The 14,613-nt window shown below is 72.1% G+C and carries 17 protein-coding genes; 8 read left to right on the top strand and 9 right to left on the bottom strand.

Going from position 1 to position 14,613, the window contains the following annotated elements; translation table 11 throughout:
• Positions 1 to 495, bottom strand: a 495-nt coding sequence (locus HUW36_RS12215; protein ID WP_174528257.1) for a glycogen debranching enzyme N-terminal domain-containing protein, incomplete at its 3' end; no start/stop codon positions are given.
• A gap of 42 nt (positions 496 to 537) precedes the next feature.
• On the opposite strand from HUW36_RS12215, the gene HUW36_RS12210 reads away from it, so the two are divergent.
• The 4 genes from HUW36_RS12210 (at position 538) to HUW36_RS12195 (ending at position 5,912) form a co-directional block, all read left to right on the top strand.
• Positions 538 to 3,240, top strand: coding sequence for an MGH1-like glycoside hydrolase domain-containing protein (locus HUW36_RS12210; RefSeq protein WP_174528256.1), 2,703 nt, complete (start codon positions 538 to 540; stop codon positions 3,238 to 3,240).
• 114 nt (positions 3,241 to 3,354) lie between these two features.
• Entirely contained in the window at positions 3,355 to 4,029 is a 675-nt protein-coding gene (locus HUW36_RS12205; protein WP_174528259.1) for an HAD family hydrolase, read from the top strand.
• Between the two features lie 22 nt (positions 4,030 to 4,051).
• On the top strand, positions 4,052 to 4,837 hold the full coding sequence (locus tag HUW36_RS12200) for a DUF4184 family protein (protein WP_174528255.1): 786 nt from the start codon (positions 4,052 to 4,054) through the stop codon (positions 4,835 to 4,837).
• Between the two features lie 376 nt (positions 4,838 to 5,213).
• On the top strand, positions 5,214 to 5,912 hold the full coding sequence (locus tag HUW36_RS12195; RefSeq protein ID WP_174528254.1) for an AMIN-like domain-containing (lipo)protein: 699 nt from the start codon (positions 5,214 to 5,216) through the stop codon (positions 5,910 to 5,912).
• A 21-nt stretch (positions 5,913 to 5,933) separates the two neighbouring features.
• Here HUW36_RS12195 and HUW36_RS12190 read toward each other — a convergent pair whose 3' ends face one another.
• The 6 genes from HUW36_RS12190 to HUW36_RS12165 all read right to left on the bottom strand — a co-directional run bounded on the left by HUW36_RS12190 (position 5,934) and on the right by HUW36_RS12165 (position 8,418).
• Positions 5,934 to 6,215, bottom strand: coding sequence for an SCO0607 family lipoprotein (locus tag HUW36_RS12190; RefSeq protein ID WP_246248103.1), 282 nt, complete (start codon positions 6,213 to 6,215; stop codon positions 5,934 to 5,936).
• Positions 6,216 to 6,289: 74 nt separating this feature from the next.
• A complete protein-coding gene (locus HUW36_RS12185; RefSeq protein ID WP_091573520.1) occupies positions 6,290 to 6,565 on the bottom strand; it encodes a hypothetical protein in 276 nt (91 codons plus the stop codon).
• 47 nt (positions 6,566 to 6,612) lie between these two features.
• Positions 6,613 to 7,044 carry a RusA family crossover junction endodeoxyribonuclease gene (locus tag HUW36_RS12180; protein ID WP_091573521.1) on the bottom strand — a complete coding sequence of 144 codons (432 nt, stop codon included), beginning with the start codon at positions 7,042 to 7,044 and terminating at the stop codon, positions 6,613 to 6,615.
• A gap of 202 nt (positions 7,045 to 7,246) precedes the next feature.
• Positions 7,247 to 7,534 (bottom strand): ribbon-helix-helix protein, CopG family, encoded by a 288-nt coding sequence (locus HUW36_RS12175; RefSeq protein WP_174528252.1) that lies wholly within the window; start codon positions 7,532 to 7,534, stop codon positions 7,247 to 7,249.
• On the bottom strand, positions 7,531 to 7,806 hold the full coding sequence (locus tag HUW36_RS12170; RefSeq protein ID WP_174528251.1) for a hypothetical protein: 276 nt from the start codon (positions 7,804 to 7,806) through the stop codon (positions 7,531 to 7,533). Before HUW36_RS12170 ends, HUW36_RS12175 begins: the two co-directional genes overlap by 4 nt.
• A gap of 33 nt (positions 7,807 to 7,839) precedes the next feature.
• Positions 7,840 to 8,418 carry a DsbA family protein gene (locus HUW36_RS12165; RefSeq protein ID WP_174528250.1) on the bottom strand — a complete coding sequence of 193 codons (579 nt, stop codon included), beginning with the start codon at positions 8,416 to 8,418 and terminating at the stop codon, positions 7,840 to 7,842.
• Positions 8,419 to 8,626: 208 nt separating this feature from the next.
• Between HUW36_RS12165 and HUW36_RS12160 the strand changes: the two genes are divergently transcribed.
• Genes HUW36_RS12160 through HUW36_RS12145 form a run of 4 tightly spaced genes read left to right on the top strand, consistent with a single transcriptional unit; the run spans position 8,627 to position 12,958 of the window.
• Positions 8,627 to 9,910 (top strand): ABC transporter substrate-binding protein, encoded by a 1,284-nt coding sequence (locus HUW36_RS12160; RefSeq protein WP_174528249.1) that lies wholly within the window; start codon positions 8,627 to 8,629, stop codon positions 9,908 to 9,910.
• The gene (locus tag HUW36_RS12155) at positions 9,907 to 10,902 is read left to right on the top strand and encodes a carbohydrate ABC transporter permease (protein ID WP_246248101.1); all 996 of its coding nucleotides are present in this window, start codon (positions 9,907 to 9,909) and stop codon (positions 10,900 to 10,902) included. The genes HUW36_RS12160 and HUW36_RS12155 overlap by 4 nt, the downstream gene beginning before the upstream one ends.
• 1 nt (position 10,903) lies before the next feature.
• Positions 10,904 to 11,740 carry a carbohydrate ABC transporter permease gene (locus HUW36_RS12150; RefSeq protein WP_174528248.1) on the top strand — a complete coding sequence of 279 codons (837 nt, stop codon included), beginning with the start codon at positions 10,904 to 10,906 and terminating at the stop codon, positions 11,738 to 11,740.
• 9 nt (positions 11,741 to 11,749) lie between these two features.
• Positions 11,750 to 12,958: an ABC transporter ATP-binding protein gene (locus HUW36_RS12145; protein ID WP_174528247.1), complete on the top strand. Its 1,209-nt coding sequence runs from the start codon at positions 11,750 to 11,752 to the stop codon at positions 12,956 to 12,958.
• 75 nt (positions 12,959 to 13,033) lie between these two features.
• On the opposite strand, the gene HUW36_RS12140 is transcribed toward HUW36_RS12145, so the two are convergent.
• Both HUW36_RS12140 and HUW36_RS12135 read right to left on the bottom strand, forming a co-directional pair.
• Positions 13,034 to 14,137 carry a winged helix DNA-binding domain-containing protein gene (locus HUW36_RS12140; RefSeq protein WP_174528246.1) on the bottom strand — a complete coding sequence of 368 codons (1,104 nt, stop codon included), beginning with the start codon at positions 14,135 to 14,137 and terminating at the stop codon, positions 13,034 to 13,036.
• 242 nt (positions 14,138 to 14,379) lie between these two features.
• The coding region (locus HUW36_RS12135) for a GNAT family N-acetyltransferase (RefSeq protein WP_174528245.1) at positions 14,380 to 14,613 on the bottom strand (234 nt) is incomplete at its 5' end.

Raw genomic sequence — 14,613 nt, 5'->3', positions numbered from 1 at the left:
CGGCCCGTCGGCCCGCCGCTCGCCGTGGGCGTCGCGCCAGGTGCAGGCCGCGGCCAGGTCCAGCCGGACCGGGCCGCCGGAGACCAGCCGGTGCACCACGGCGACGCAGGACCGGCCGTACGTCATGGCGATCTCCCGCTCGATCACCACCTCGCCGATCCGCCACCGCCAGCGCGGCAGCCCGTCGGCGAGGTCGAAGCGTTCCAGCAGCTCGAAGCCGCGCGGATCGACCACCCCGGAGGACCACTCGTGCGCGCCGAGCCGGACCTGCCGCCCGGACGGCAGGGTCACCGCCGGGTCGAGGCTGGCCAGTCCCACCTTGCGGGACGCCGGCGTGTCCCCGGCCACCACGAGCAGCCCGTGGTAGCGGCGGGTGCGCAGCCCCGCGACGGTGCCCATGGCATAGCCGCCGCGCCCGTCCGTGACCAGCCATTCCCGGCCGGCGGACGCGGACAGGTCGCCGCAGACCTGCGGGCCGAAGCGGATGTCGATCAACTTTCCTCCACCGGCAGCGAGGTGTGACATGCCACGGCGACAATGGCCGCTGTGGAGAAGTACCCGGGAGGCGTCGAAGATGTGCGGGTGATCACCGACCGCCCGACCTCCGCGACCTCCGACCCCGAGCGGCACCGGCTCGCCCAGGCCGACGCCGGGGAGCAGGACTGGCGCGCATGGGGCCCCTATCTGTCCGAGCGGGCGTGGGGGACGGTACGGGAGGACTACAGCGAGCACGGCACGGCGTGGGACTACTTCCCCCACGATCATGCGCGGTCCCGAGCCTACCGGTGGAACGAGGACGGCATGGCGGGCGTCTGCGACGACCGGCAGACGTTCTGCTTCGCGCTGGCGCTGTGGAACGGGCGGGACCCGATCCTCAAGGAGCGGATGTTCGGCCTCGGCGGTGACGGCGGCAACCACGGCGAGGACGTCAAGGAGTACTGGTGGTATCTCGACAGCACTCCCACGCACTCGTGGATGCGCTGGCGCTACCACTACCCGCAGGCCGCCTTCCCGTACGACGAGCTGGTCGCGGTGAACGCGCTGCGCGGCCGGGACGACACCGAGTACGAGCTGGTGGACACCGGCATCTTCGACGACGACAGATACTGGGCGGTCACCGTCGACTACGCCAAGGCGTCGCCGACCGACATGTGCCTGCTGGTCACCGTCGCGAACCGGGGTGACCAGGACGCCACCCTGCACGTGCTGCCCACGCTCTGGTTCCGCAACACCTGGGCCTGGGGGCTGCCCGGTGCCGACCGCGTCCCGCACCTGGTCGGGTCCGGCTCCCGGCTGGTCGGCGAGCACTGGGTGCTGGGCCAGCTGCTGCTGGAGGGCGACGGCGACCCGGTGCCGCTGCTGTGTGACAACGAGACCAACGCCGAGCGGCTGTGGGGCCTGCCCGGGCGGTCCGCGTACCCGAAGGACGGCATCAACGACCACGTGGTGACCGGGGCCGCCACCGTCAACCCGGAGCGCACCGGCACCAAGGGCGCGCTGCACTACGTGCTCGACGTGCCGGCCGGCGGGCAGCGCCAGATCCGGCTGCGGCTGACCCGCACCGCGCCGCCGCCGGCCGGCGACCCGCCCGCCCCGGCCGACCTCGGCGACGGCTTCGACACCGTGCTCTGGGCCCGGCGGGCCGAGGCCAACCGGTTCTTCGACAGCGTGATCCCGGCCGCCGCCACCGCCGACGAGGCCCTGGTCGCCCGCCAGGCGATCGCCGGGCTGATGTGGGGCAAGCAGTTCTACCACTTCGACGTCAAGCGCTGGCTGGAGGGAGATCCCGGCTCGTCGCCGCCGCCGGCCGGCCGCCGGCACGGGCGCAACAGCGCCTGGTGGCACATGAACAGCTTCGACGTGATCTCCATGCCGGACCCGTGGGAGTACCCCTGGTACGCGGCCTGGGACCTGGCCTTCCACTGCGTCACCATCGCCCGGGTGGACCCGGCCTTCGCCAAGGAGCAGCTGCTGCTCCTGCTCCGCGAGTGGTACCTGCACCCCAACGGCCAGATCCCGGCGTACGAGTGGGCGTTCGGGGACGTGAACCCGCCGGTGCACGCCTGGGCCGCGCTGAAGGTGTTCGAGATCGACGGTTCCCGGGACCACGAGTTCCTCGCCCGGGTGATGCACAAGCTGCTGCTCAACTTCACCTGGTGGGTCAACCGCAAGGACACCGGCGGGAACAACGTCTTCGAGGGCGGCTTCCTCGGGCTGGACAACGTCGGCCCGTTCGACCGCTCGGCCGCGCTGCCGGTGGCCGGGGTGCTGGAGCAGTCCGACGGCACCGGCTGGATGGGCATGTACGCGCTGAACCTGCTCGACATGGCGATCGTGCTGGCCGAGCACGACCGGGCGTACGTGGACACCGCCACGAAGTTCTTCGAGCACTTCGCGTACATCGCCGCGGCCGCGTACGACCAGGGGCTGTGGGACTCCGAGGACGCGTTCTTCTACGACGTGCTGCGGCTGGCCGACGGCACCCAGGTGCCGCTGAAGGTGCGCTCGGTGGTCGGGCTGCTGCCGCTGGCGGCGGTCACCCGGCTCACCGCCCGGACCATGCGTCGCCTGCCCGAGTTGGGCGCCCGGCTGCGCTGGTTCCTCACCAACCGCCCCGAGTACGCCGAGGTGATCGGCGCCCGCCGCCTCGGGCCGGACGGACGCCAGCAGCGCCTGCTGTCGATGGTCGGCCCGGAGCAGGTGGTGCGGTTGCTGGCCCGGATGCTCGACACCGACGAGTTCCTCTCCGAGTACGGCCTGCGCACGCTCTCCCGCGCCCACCTGGACAAGCCGTTCACGGTCACGCTCGGCGGCCAGGAGTTCAGCGTCGGGTACGAGCCGGCCGAGTCCACGAGCGGCCTGTTCGGCGGCAACTCCAACTGGCGCGGCCCGATCTGGATGCCGACGAACTTCCTGCTGATCAGCGCGCTGCGCGACTACGCCGCGTTCTTCGGCGACGACCTCCAGGTGGAGTATCCGACCCGCTCCGGGGTCAAGCGCACCCTCGACGAGATCGCCGACGACCTGTCGGCCCGGCTGATCTCGCTGTTCACCCGCGACGGGTGGGGCCGGCGTCCGATCTACGGGGCCGCGCAGCTGTTCCAGACCCACCCGGACTGGCGGGACCTGATCTGCTTCCCGGAGTACTTCCACGGCGACAACGGCGCGGGCCTGGGCGCCTGGCACCAGACCGGGTGGACGGCCCTGGTCGCCGACCTGATCCTCACGCTGCGCCGCTGAACCGGCGGGCCGGCAGGCCCCGCGCAACCCGGGTGTGGCCCGGGAAGGGCCGGAGTAGGGTGTGCGGGGCCGCGAGGGGAGGCTGGGGTGACGCGACCGCGCCGGGAGGCCGCCGTGCTCGTCTTCGACGCCGACGACACGCTCTGGGAGAACAACGTCCTCTTCGAGCGGGTGATCGACGACTTCCTCACCTGGCTCGACCACCCCACCCTGGACCGGACGCAGATCCGGGCGGTGCTCGACGACATCGAGCGGGCCAACGCGGTGGCGCACGGCTACGGCAGCAAGGTCTTCCTGCGCAGCCTGGGCGAGTGCCTGGAGAAGCTGCGCGCACGCCCGGCCACCGAGCCGGAACGCGCCGAGATCGAGCAGCTCGCGGCGGCGCTGGTCGGGCACCAGGTCGAGCTGATGCCAGGCGTGGCGGAGACCCTGGACGACCTGGCCACCCGCCACCACCTGCTGCTGCTGACCAAGGGGGAGCGGGAGGAGCAGCAGCGCAAGCTCGACGCCTGCGGGCTGCTGCACCACTTCCGGGCGGCGCACATCGTGCCGGAGAAGGACGCGGACACCTACCGGTGGCTGGCCCGCGAGCACGCGTTCGACCCGACCGCGGCCTGGATGATCGGCAACTCCCCGCGCTCGGACATCCTGCCCGCCCGGGCCGCCGGGATGAACGCGGTGTTCATCCCGAACGAGAACACCTGGGTGCTGGAGCACGAGGAACTGGACCCGACCGACCCCGGGGTGATTCGGCTGGCCGCGTTCCCGGACCTGGTCCGCCACTTCTGATCCGGCCGGTAACGTCCGACAGGTGCCGCTCACCTTCCCGTCGCACCTCGCGCCGGTACTGCCGCTGAAGCGGTGGCGGCCGCACTGGTTCGACGGGGTGGCGCTGGCCACCGGGGCGGTGGCGCCGGACGTCGCCTACCTGTTCAGCGGCACCCGGTTCGACCTCGGGATGCGTACGCACACGCTGGGCGGGCTGCTCTGGTGGTGCCTGCCGGTCGCGCTCGCGTACGCCTGGATCGTGCGCCGGGTGGTCGCCGGCATCGCCGCGCACCTGCCCGCGCCGAGGTTCTTCGGCTGGCCGCAGTACGCCGCGCTGGCCGGGGTGCGACATCCCTGGCAGGTCACCGTCTGCTCGGCCCTGATCGGCGCGTTCAGCCACGTCGCGTGGGACCGGATCAGCCACACCGAACGCCTGCCCCGCCTGCTCGGCGTCGCCGACTTCCACGCCCTGACCGGGATCTACTGGTGGCAGTTCGCGGACGTGTTCGCCAGTCTCGGCGGCGGCCTGCTGGTGGTCGCCCTGGCCGTGCACGACGCGCGTCGTGGCGTGATCTTCGACGGCGTGCCGCCGCCCCCGCCGCCGACGAACCGGCCCGCGTTCTGGCGGGTGGCGTTGGCGGTCACCGGCCTCGGGGCGCTGCTGCTGCCCGGACTGCCCGCGGCCGGCGTCCCCGCCCCGGCCGGCGTACGCGTGCTGCACCTGGGGGCGCTGGCGCTCGTCGCCGGCGCGGCGGCGGCCCGGTCCGCGCCGTCGCGACGGGCCGATCGCACACTGCGTCTCGAAGACGAACAGCGCCCGGTCGGCTGACCCTGTTACGTCGACATGCCGGATTTCGGCATTGACATCAATCACAGCCGCAGGCGTCTGCCGAAGCTTGTCCGACCTGCGCGGACCTGCCTAACCTGAGCCGGCGTCCACGCCTCGTCGGGGTGAGTCGGGGGCGCACCGGAGTCCGGTGGTAAGAGCACCGTGGAGCTGAGTGCGGGCAGATCGGCTCGCCGTGCGGAGCCCGGCGCGGGCGTCGTGCCACGCCCGTCGCGTTCCCACGGCGGAGACCGTTACCACGCCGGACGGCCGGGGTCAGGGCCGGGGAGTTGCGGACCCGGTCCTGACCCGTCCGGCCGACCGGATTCCGGACCCGACGCCTCTGGTGCGCCGGCCCGTCACGGAGTGACACTGAGTCATGACACCTCAGCGCGTTCCGCTGCTCGCCGGGCTGGTCGTGCTGCTCGCGGCGGCCTGCACCTCGACCGGCCACGACGGCGCGACCCCGGCGACGTCCGCCACCACGGCGTCGCCGGTCCCGACCGGCGCCGCCACCCCTCCCGTGGCGACCACCCCGCCCACCTCGACCGACACGTCGGTGACCGCCGGTTCCTGGCGGGTGACCTGGGGCTGGGCGGTGCCCGGCCCGCTCGCCCGGGTGACGCACCCGGTGCGCGTCCCGGTGACCCCCGCCCCCGGCGAGCCGCTGCCCGTGCTGGTGGCGGTGCAGACCGGCGACCACCCCGCGGAGGGGTTCAGCCGGATCACCTTCGCCTTCCGCGGGCCCACCCCGTCGTACCAGGTCGGCTACGTCCCGCAGGTGGAGACCGAGGGGCGTGGCGCGCCCGTCACCCTGCCCGGCACGGCGTACCTGTCGGTGCGGTTCGATCCGGCGCAGGCGCACGACGCCCGGGGCGGCGGGACGGCCGACGTGCCACCGGCGGCGATCGGCTACCCGACGCTGCTCGGCTGGGCGGCGGCCGGCGACTTCGAGGGGCACCTGAGCTTCGGCCTCGGCCTGCTCCCGCCGGACGGTGGACGGTTGCCGATCCGGCTGGGCGAGTCGACCCGACCGGACGGCACCCACGTCGTCTCCGTCGACGTCCGGCGGGCCTGAGCGTCGGACGCGCCCGTCGGCTCAGGTCTCGATGACGGCGCCGTTCTCGTCGATGCCGTGGGTCCGCCAGTAGACGTCCCACTCGTCGTCGACGTGCTGCGGCACCTTGTCCGCCGGGAAGCGCACGTACGGGGCCGTGGGCTCCTGCCCGTCGGGCAGGCAGGCGCGGCCGCCGTCGGGGCCGACCGCGATGACCGGGTACTCACCGTCGGCGCAGATGTTCTCCCGGTAGGAGCAGCCGGTGGTGAGCAGGAGCCCGCTCAGTCCGACGGTGGCGAGGACGACAACGATTCGAGTTCGCACGCGGAGAATTCTCGTCGCCGCGGGCGCGTCCGCCATCGGTACGCGTACTCACCTTCGGCGGCGTAACCGTGCGCTCAGCCCACCTCGCCCCGGACGATCGCCACCGCGACCCGACAGAACTCGTCCATGTCGGGCTGGAAGCCGGCGGCGATGTCCGGGTGCAGGCCGGCGCGGGTCTCGTCGAGCAACCGACGGCAGACGTCCTCGACCGGCTCGCCCGCGTAGCTGGCACGAACCCGGTCGGCGGCCGCCTGCAGGGCCGAGGTCAGCTGATCCTCAAGCGGGCCGCGCAGCTTCTGCTGCACAGGGTCGAGCCCGCTCGGATCGAGCGTGACATGTGGCTCCGACATCGGCGCTCCCTTCGTCGGCGTCCGCGGTACCCCACCGCGGGCGTCGGTCAAACCATCGTCGGCACGGCCGCGACCCGGACCTGGTACGAGAACTCCTCCGCCGGCTCCTCGGCGTACGACAGGCGGCGGATCTGCCGGTCGTCGGCCCAGAGCGCGACGTCGACGAGCACCCCGAGGTGGGCGAGACCGATGTTGGCCACCCGCTTCTTGTCCTGCAACACGGCGCACACGCCGCCGAGCAGCGTGCTCGCGTCGGAGGTGCGGTGCCCGGGCGGGCAGCGCAGGGTCAGGTCCACCTCGATCGGACCGGCGAGCGGGGTCCACCCGGTGCGCTGGGCCGCCGTGCAGGCGGCCTGGAGCAGCGCGCGGACCCTCGTCGCCTGCCGGTGCCCGGCGGCGAAGATGGACAGGGCCTCGGTCTTGACCGGGGGCAGGCCGCTCACCTCGAACGTCAGGGCGAGAGCGCGGGTGTCCTGCACGACGGCACCTCCTCGGGGGAATCCTGCCCAACCGGTACGCGAGCAGACGGCAGTTCCCGCGAGAACCAACCGATCGGGCGGGCGGTGGGGGACGGCCGGCGGCGTATCGACATCGGCGGCGACGCGCTGGCTACGGAGCTAGGCAAACGCTAGTCGAGTCGACTGACGCTGGGTAGCCTCCCCGCTCACGGAGTGGGACGGATCAGGCCGCCTCTCCGCTGTGCCGGGCCAGGTACTCGTCGATCGCCCTGCGGATCAGACCGGATCGCCCACCCTTGTCGTTGCCGGCGAGTTCGTCGAGCCGTCGGACGATCGTCGAGGGAAGTCTGACCCCGGTCACCACCATCGGCACGCTCTCCGGCGTGGGCGCCGGCCCGAGGTCAGGTCCCCGGGTCGCGTCCCGCAGCAGCTCGGAGATGTCACCGCCCCGGTCGAAGTAGGCCACCAACTCCTCCCGGCTCATCGCCCGCGGATCACGGTCGGCGCTCATCGCGTTCCCTCCATCCACTGCTTGACCTCATCGGGGGTGGCCAAGCGCACGGCCAGGATCCCGTAGCTGCTGACCTTCCCGATCCGCTCGCAGAGCGCCATGACCACTCGGGCGGTGTCGGCCAGGCCGGCCACGGCGAGCAGCAGAGTCCCGATGTGGTTCTCGATCCGTTGCGGCGAGTAGAGCGCGTCGATCGCCTCCTGCTCCGAGACGTCGTGACGGGCGGCGCTCGCCTTGCCGGCGTCGGTCCACGCGTACTCACGCTCCCACACGGAAGGAGCGTACAACGCGTAAAACGTCGGTGGTCAGCGGCGCGCGCGCTTGAGTTCGTGGAACGTCTCCAGACGCATCAGTGGCAGCATCGAGTCCCAGATGGTCAAGGCGTCCTCGGTGCCGGGCACCTCGGTGATGATCGGGCCGTGGATGCCCCGGCGGGCGTCCGGGACCATCAGCACCGGCGAACCGATGTCCGGGCCGGCCGACCCGTACGCCAGGGCGTGCGACTCGTGGACCGCCTCGTCCCAGCTGTCGTCGTCCAGCGCCGGCGCCGCGTCGGCCAGGCCGGCCGCGTCCACCGCCGCCGCGACGACCCGGTCGCCGAGCGGGTCACCGGCGTCGTGGCTGCGCGTGCCCAGCTCGGTGTACAGGCGGCCCGCGTCGTCGTGGCGGCCCTGCGCGCGCAGCGCCTCCACCAGTCGCAACACCCGGCCGGAGGCCGCCATCGCCTCGGCGTACTCCGGAGCGGTCTGCCCGTCGTTGAGGATGGCCAGGCTGAACGCCCGCCACTCGACGCTCAGCCCGCGCGCCTCGGCGACGGCGACCAGCCAGCGGGAGGTGCGCCAGGTCCACGGGCAGACCGGATCGAAGAAGAAGGTGGCGTCCATCACCCCAACCTAGGCGGGGCCGCGCCGCGGCGCAGCGCGGCGGTCACCGTCACGTGACCGTGATGTTTCGCTTCGTCGCAGGTCGGGCACGTTCAGCCGCACGAAACGCCCGGGGCGTCGGGCGGACAGGCCGGTGCCTCGACCGTCTCGCCGTGCGCCGGGGCACGGGTGACCTCCCCGGTTCTTCGCCGAAGAGAGGGGGAGGGTGATGACGACAGTCCCCGACACGGCCGCACGGCGGCCGGTGAGACGCGCGGCGGCTGCGGCCGCCGCGCTGGCGTTGGTGGCCCCGCTGGCCGCCTGCGGGTCCGGCGGCGACGGCGGCACGCCCACGATCAACCTGTACTACCCGCCGGAGCAGAACCTGCAGAAGGTGGTCGACGACTGCAACGCGCAGGCGCAGGGGCGCTACCGGATCTCCTACCGGGTGCTGCCGCGGGAGGCCGACGAGCAGCGGGTGCAGATGGTGCGTCGGCTCGCGGCGCAGGACACCGGCATGGACGTGCTCGGCCTGGACGTGACCTGGACCCAGGAGTTCGCCAGCGCCGAGTGGATCCGGGAATGGACCGGCCAGGACAAGGCAGAGGTGGAGCAGGGCACGCTCGGCGGTCCGCTGGACACCGCCCGGTACGAGGACAAGCTCTACGCCGCGCCGAAGAACACCAACGTGCAGCTGCTCTGGTACCGGGCCGACCTGGTGTCGCAGCCGCCGAAGACCTGGGACGAGATGATCTCCGCCGCCCGGCAGCTCAAGGAGCAGGGCAAGCCGTACCAGGTGCTCACCATGGGCGCCCAGTACGAGGGACTCGTCGTCCTCTACAACACGCTGGCCGAGAGCGCCGGCGGGAAGATCCTCAGCGACGACGGCAAGAAGGCGGTGATGGACGCCGGGACCGTACGCGCGCTGGAGCAGCTCAAGACGTTCGCCACGTCCGGCGTGACCTCGCCGTCGTTCAGCAACGCGGTCGAGGACCCGGTGCGACTGGAGTTCCAGTCCGGCCGCGGCGCGTTCCAGGTGAACTGGCCGTTCGTGTATCCGGCCATGCAGGAGGCCAACCCGGAGCTGGCGAAGAACGTGAAGTGGGCGCGGGTGCCGGGGATCGAGGCGGACACCCCGAGCAAGGTCACCATCGGCGGGGTCAACCTGGCGGTCAGCACCTACTCGAAGCACCCGACCGAGTCGTTCGAGGCGGCCCGGTGCCTCCGCAACGCCGAGCACCAGAAGTTCTCCGCGGTCAACGACGGCGTGCCGCCGACCATCGAGGCGGTCTATGACGACCCGGAGATGGCCGAGGCGTACCCGATGAAGGAGACCATCCTGGAGGAGCTGAAGGAGCCGGCGGTGCGACCGCTGACCCCGGCGTACCAGAGCATCTCCACGGTGATGTCGGCGCTCCTGTCGCCGCCGTCGGGCATCGACCCCGAGCGGACCGCGGACGAGTTGCGCAAGGCGATCGCCGACGCGCTGGAGTCGAAGGGGGTCCTGCCATGAGCGTGAACGCGACTCCGGCCGGCGCCGAGGCCGCCGTCGAGGCGGAGGAGTCGACCGGCCGGCACGCGGCCGTACCGGCTCAGCGCGCCCGGCGGCGCGCCACCGCCCCGCTGAGCGAGAACAAGCGGGCCGAGCGACGCCTCGGCTGGCTGCTCTGCGCGCCGGCCGCCCTGGTCATGGTGCTGGTCACCGCGTACCCGATCCTCTACTCGGTCTGGCTGTCGTTGCAGCGGTTCGACCTGCGGTTCCCGGACGAGCGGCAGTTCGTCGGGCTGGAGAACTACGTCACCGTGCTGACCAACGACTTCTGGTGGACCGCGTTCGGGGTGACCGCCCTGATCACGGTGGTCACGGTCGCGATCGAGCTGGTGCTCGGCATGGGCCTGGCCCTGGTCATGCACCGGACGCTGGTCGGCCGGGGCATCGTGCGCACCGCGGCGCTGATCCCGTACGGCATCGTCACCGTGGTCGCGGCGTTCTCCTGGCGGTACGCCTGGACGCCCGGCACCGGTTACCTGGCGAACCTGTTCGACGGCAGCGCGCCGTTGACCGAGCGGGCCAGCTCGCTGGCGATCATCATGCTGGCGGAGATCTGGAAGACCACCCCGTTCATGGCGCTGCTGCTGATGGCCGGGCTGGCGCTGGTGCCGGAGGACCTGCTCAAGGCGGCCTCCACCGACGGCGCCACCGCGTGGCAGCGGTTCACCAAGGTGATGCTGCCGGTGATGAAGCCGGCGATCCTGGTCGCGCTGCTGTTCCGCACGCTCGACGCGTTCCGGGTCTTCGACAACATCTTCGTGCTCACCAACGGCGGCAACGAGACCTCCTCGGTGTCGATGCTCGCCTACAACAACCTGATCCGGGGCCTGAACCTCGGCATCGGCTCCACGATGTCGGTGCTGATCTTCATCACCGTGGCGATCATCGCCTTCGTCTTCGTGAAGCTGTTCGGCACCGCTGCCCCCGGCAGCGACGATGGGGAGAGGCGCTGACATGGCAGTGGAAACCACCCCGCGGGCGAAGCTGCGCTGGGGCGTGCTCGACCTCGTGGTCGTCGTGTTCGCCCTGGTCCCGGTGCTCTGGATCGCCTCGCTGTCGTTCAAGACCCCGGCCACGCTCACCGACGGCAAGTTCTGGCCGCGCGAGTGGACGCTGGACAACTACCGGACCATCTTCGACACCGACCAGTTCGTCCGGGCGCTGATCAACTCGATCGGCATCGCGCTGATCGCCACCATGATCGCGGTGGTGCTCGGGACGATGGCCGCGTACGCGATCTCCCGGCTCGACTTCCCCGGCAAGAAGCTGCTGGTCGGCGTCTCCCTGCTGATCGCGATGTTCCCGCAGGTGTCGCTGGTGTCGCCGCTGTTCGAGATCGAGCGGCAGCTCGGCCTGTTCGACACCTGGCCCGGGCTGATCCTGCCGTACATCACGTTCGCGCTGCCGCTGGCGATCTACACGCTGTCGGCGTTCTTCAAGCAGATCCCGTGGGACCTGGAGAAGGCGGCGAAGATGGACGGCGCCACCCAGGGGCAGGCGTTCCGGCGGGTGATCGCGCCGCTGGCCGCGCCGGGCGTGTTCACCACGGCCATCCTGGTCTTCATCTTCTGCTGGAACGACTTCCTGTTCGCGATCACGCTCACCTCGACCGAGCGGTCCCGCACGGTCCCGGTGGCCCTGCAGTTCTTCACCGGCGAGTCGCAGTTCGAGGACCCGACCGGGGCCATCTGCGCCGCCGCCGTGGTGATCACCGTGCCGATCATCCTGTTCGTGCTCTTCTTCCAGCGCCGCATCGTCTCCGGTCTGACCTCCGGCGCAGTCAAGGGATAGGTGGTAACAGTGGCCGACATCGTGCTGGACAAGGTGAGCAAGCGGTTCCCGGACGGGACCACCGCCGTACAGGACGTCGACCTGGAGATCGCCGACGGCGAGTTCGTCATCCTGGTCGGCCCCTCGGGATGCGGGAAGTCCACCACCCTCAACATGATCGCCGGGCTGGAGGACATCAGCTCCGGCGAGCTGCGCATCGCGGGGGAGCGGGTCAACGACAAGGCGCCCCGGGACCGGGACATCGCCATGGTCTTCCAGTCGTACGCGCTCTACCCGAACATGACCGTGCGGGAGAACATGGCGTTCCCGCTGCGGCTGGCGAAGCTGGACAAGGAGACCATCAACCAGAAGGTCGACGAGGCCGCCAAGGTGCTGGAGCTGACCGCGCTGCTGGACCGCAAGCCGGCCAACCTCTCCGGCGGCCAGCGGCAGCGCGTGGCGATGGGCCGGGCGATCGTCCGCCAGCCCAAGGCGTTCCTGATGGACGAGCCGCTGTCCAACCTGGACGCGAAGCTGCGGGTGCAGATGCGGACCGTGGTGTCCCGGCTGCAGAAGCAGCTCGGCACCACCACCGTCTACGTCACCCACGACCAGACCGAGGCGATGACCCTGGGTGACCGGGTGGTCATCATGCGCGGCGGCGCGGTGCAGCAGGTCGGCCCGCCGCAGGAGCTGTACGACCACCCGCGCAACCTCTTCGTCGCCGGGTTCATCGGCTCGCCGTCGATGAACTTCCTGCACGCCGCCGTGGAGGAGGGGCGGCTGCGCACCGCGTTGGGTGACGTGCCGATCGGCGAGCGGATCCGTCGCGAACTGGAGGCCGGCGACGCGCCCCGCGAGCTGATCCTCGGCGTCCGGCCGGAGCACTTCGAGGACGCCGCGCTGATCGACGACGAGACCCGGGCCAGGGGCCTGGAGTTCGAGGCGCCCGTCGACATCGTCGAGTCGATGGGCTCGGACAAGTACGGCTACTTCACCGTCGAGGGGGAGCGGGCCAGCGCCGCCGAACTGGAGGAGTTGGCCGCCGACGCGGGCGCCTCCGACTTCGCCGGCGCCGGGTCGAGCCTGGTGACCCGCCTGTCGGCGGAGTCGCCGGTACGCGAGGGCGAGAACCGCCGCGTGTGGTTCAACCTGGAGAAGATCCACCTGTTCGACCCGGGCACCGGCCGCAACCTGACCCTGCACGAGGGGCGGGCGGCCGGCGCGCTGGCCGACTGAGCACGTTCGCGCGGCGGCGGGGCAGGAGGCGTACGCGCCCCCGGCCCCGTCGCCCTGCGACGACCCGCCCTCGGATCACCAGGAGTGGCGCAGCTCCAGCCCGAGGAAGCGGGCGTAGTCGGCCAGGGCCGCGTCGACCCGGGCGCGCAGCGCGGCGTCGAACGGCACGAGCTGCCGCACCGTCACGGTCACCGCGCTCCTGCCCAGCGTGCGCCTCCAGGTGCCGACCACCCGACCGCCGTGCACCACCGTGGACTGGAACATCCCGTTGTTGCCGGGCACCACGGCGTCGGCGTGCGTCGGGTCGAGCATCAGCGAACGGTCCTTGAAGCCGAGCAGGTACTCGTCGAAGCCGGGGAGCGTGTGCACGTCGTCGACGGGTGTGCGGGGCGCGTCGAGCAGCGCGGCGTCGACCACCGCCGCCTCGCCGTCGACCTCGACCGGGGCGAGCAGGTCGCCGGCCAGCGCGAGGGCCCGGGTGGCGTCGGTGACGGTGAGGCCGCTCCAGCGGGCCAGCTCGTGTCGGGTCACCGGTCCGTGGCCGCGCACGTAGCGGTGGGCCAGCATCGCCAGCGCCTCGTCCCGCTCCGGGCGGTGCGGGTCGGGCACCCACTCGTCGAGCAGCACGAACGTCTGCTCGGCGCCGACGTGCGGGGCGATGCAGGTGATGCCGCGCTGGCTGGCGTACCAGAGCAGGTGGTAGCCCCGCTGGCCGGTGGTGTCCAGCCCGGCGTCGCGCAGCGCGGCCAGGCAGTCGGTGCGGCTGAGCCGACCGCCGCCGGACAGCGCCTCGCCGAGCACGTCGCCGGCCTGGTCGCCGTCGGCGACGGTGAGCCCGAGCTGACGCCACCGGCCGGCGACGGTGGCCAGTGCCCGCACGCCGGTGACCGCCAGCATCCAGTGCGCGTCGCGCGCCGGCACCAGATGCACCGTGCCCCGCATCGGCCAGGTGCGCAGCGCCTCGCGCCGCTCCAGCGCCGCCCGCACGTCGTCCTGGGTCCGGCCGGGCAGGCGCACGCCGAGCGACCACAGCCCGCTGGCGGCGTCCTGTGCCTGCATGGCGCCGAACCACTCGACCACGTCGGCCACGCGAGCGGGCCGGGCGACGGGATGCGGGCGCAGCAGCAGGCTGGTCATCCGCAGGGCGAGCGCCTCGGCGCGGCTGAGGCGTAAGGGCACGGGTGGCCTCCCGTCGGCGGGTGGACGGTCAGCATAGGCCCGGCGTCCGACAGCACCGGACGGACCGGACCGCCCCTGATCGCGCTGCGCCGGCCACGCTGCCGACGGAGCGCGATCCCCCGTTCAGGTTCCCGGCGCGGGGGCGGCGGTCGGCCGGCGCCGGTGCGACCAGGATCCCCGGTGCGCGCGGGCGGAAGGCCGGTTGCGCACGGAACTTGCGCAAATCTTGAGCCGGGTCGCGCTCAGTCCAGCCGCCGGTACATCACCAGCAGGTCGACGTACCCCTGGTCCGGGTGGCGGAAGCCCTCCGGCACCCGGCCGACCACCGCGAAGCCCAGCGAGCGCCACAGCCGTACGGCCCGGGTGTTGCTGGCCACCACGGCGTTGAACTGCATGGCCCGGTAGCCGTCCGCGCGGGCGCTCGCGAGCACGTGCGCGGCCAGCGCCCGGCCGACCCCGCGGCCGGCGGCGGTCGG

Source organism: Micromonospora maritima (genome assembly GCF_902825405.1).
Taxonomy (GTDB): domain Bacteria; phylum Actinomycetota; class Actinomycetes; order Mycobacteriales; family Micromonosporaceae; genus Micromonospora; species Micromonospora maritima.
The sequence above is the reverse complement of the archived record's forward strand: the minus strand, read 5'-3'. Positions and strand labels throughout refer to the sequence as shown.

Excerpts from the sequence above, each read along its gene's own strand:
- HUW36_RS12210 (WP_174528256.1), top strand. The coding sequence starts at position 538 with ATGGCCGCTGTGGAGAAGTACCCGGGAGGCGTCGAAGATGTGCGGGTG.
- HUW36_RS12195 (WP_174528254.1), top strand. The coding sequence starts at position 5,214 with ATGACACCTCAGCGCGTTCCGCTGCTCGCCGGGCTGGTCGTGCTGCTC.
- HUW36_RS12185 (WP_091573520.1), bottom strand. The coding sequence starts at position 6,565 with ATGTCGGAGCCACATGTCACGCTCGATCCGAGCGGGCTCGACCCTGTG.
- HUW36_RS12175 (WP_174528252.1), bottom strand. The coding sequence starts at position 7,534 with ATGAGCGCCGACCGTGATCCGCGGGCGATGAGCCGGGAGGAGTTGGTG.
- HUW36_RS12165 (WP_174528250.1), bottom strand. The coding sequence starts at position 8,418 with ATGGACGCCACCTTCTTCTTCGATCCGGTCTGCCCGTGGACCTGGCGC.
- HUW36_RS12160 (WP_174528249.1), top strand. The coding sequence starts at position 8,627 with ATGACGACAGTCCCCGACACGGCCGCACGGCGGCCGGTGAGACGCGCG.
- HUW36_RS12155 (WP_246248101.1), top strand. The coding sequence starts at position 9,907 with ATGAGCGTGAACGCGACTCCGGCCGGCGCCGAGGCCGCCGTCGAGGCG.
- HUW36_RS12150 (WP_174528248.1), top strand. The coding sequence starts at position 10,904 with ATGGCAGTGGAAACCACCCCGCGGGCGAAGCTGCGCTGGGGCGTGCTC.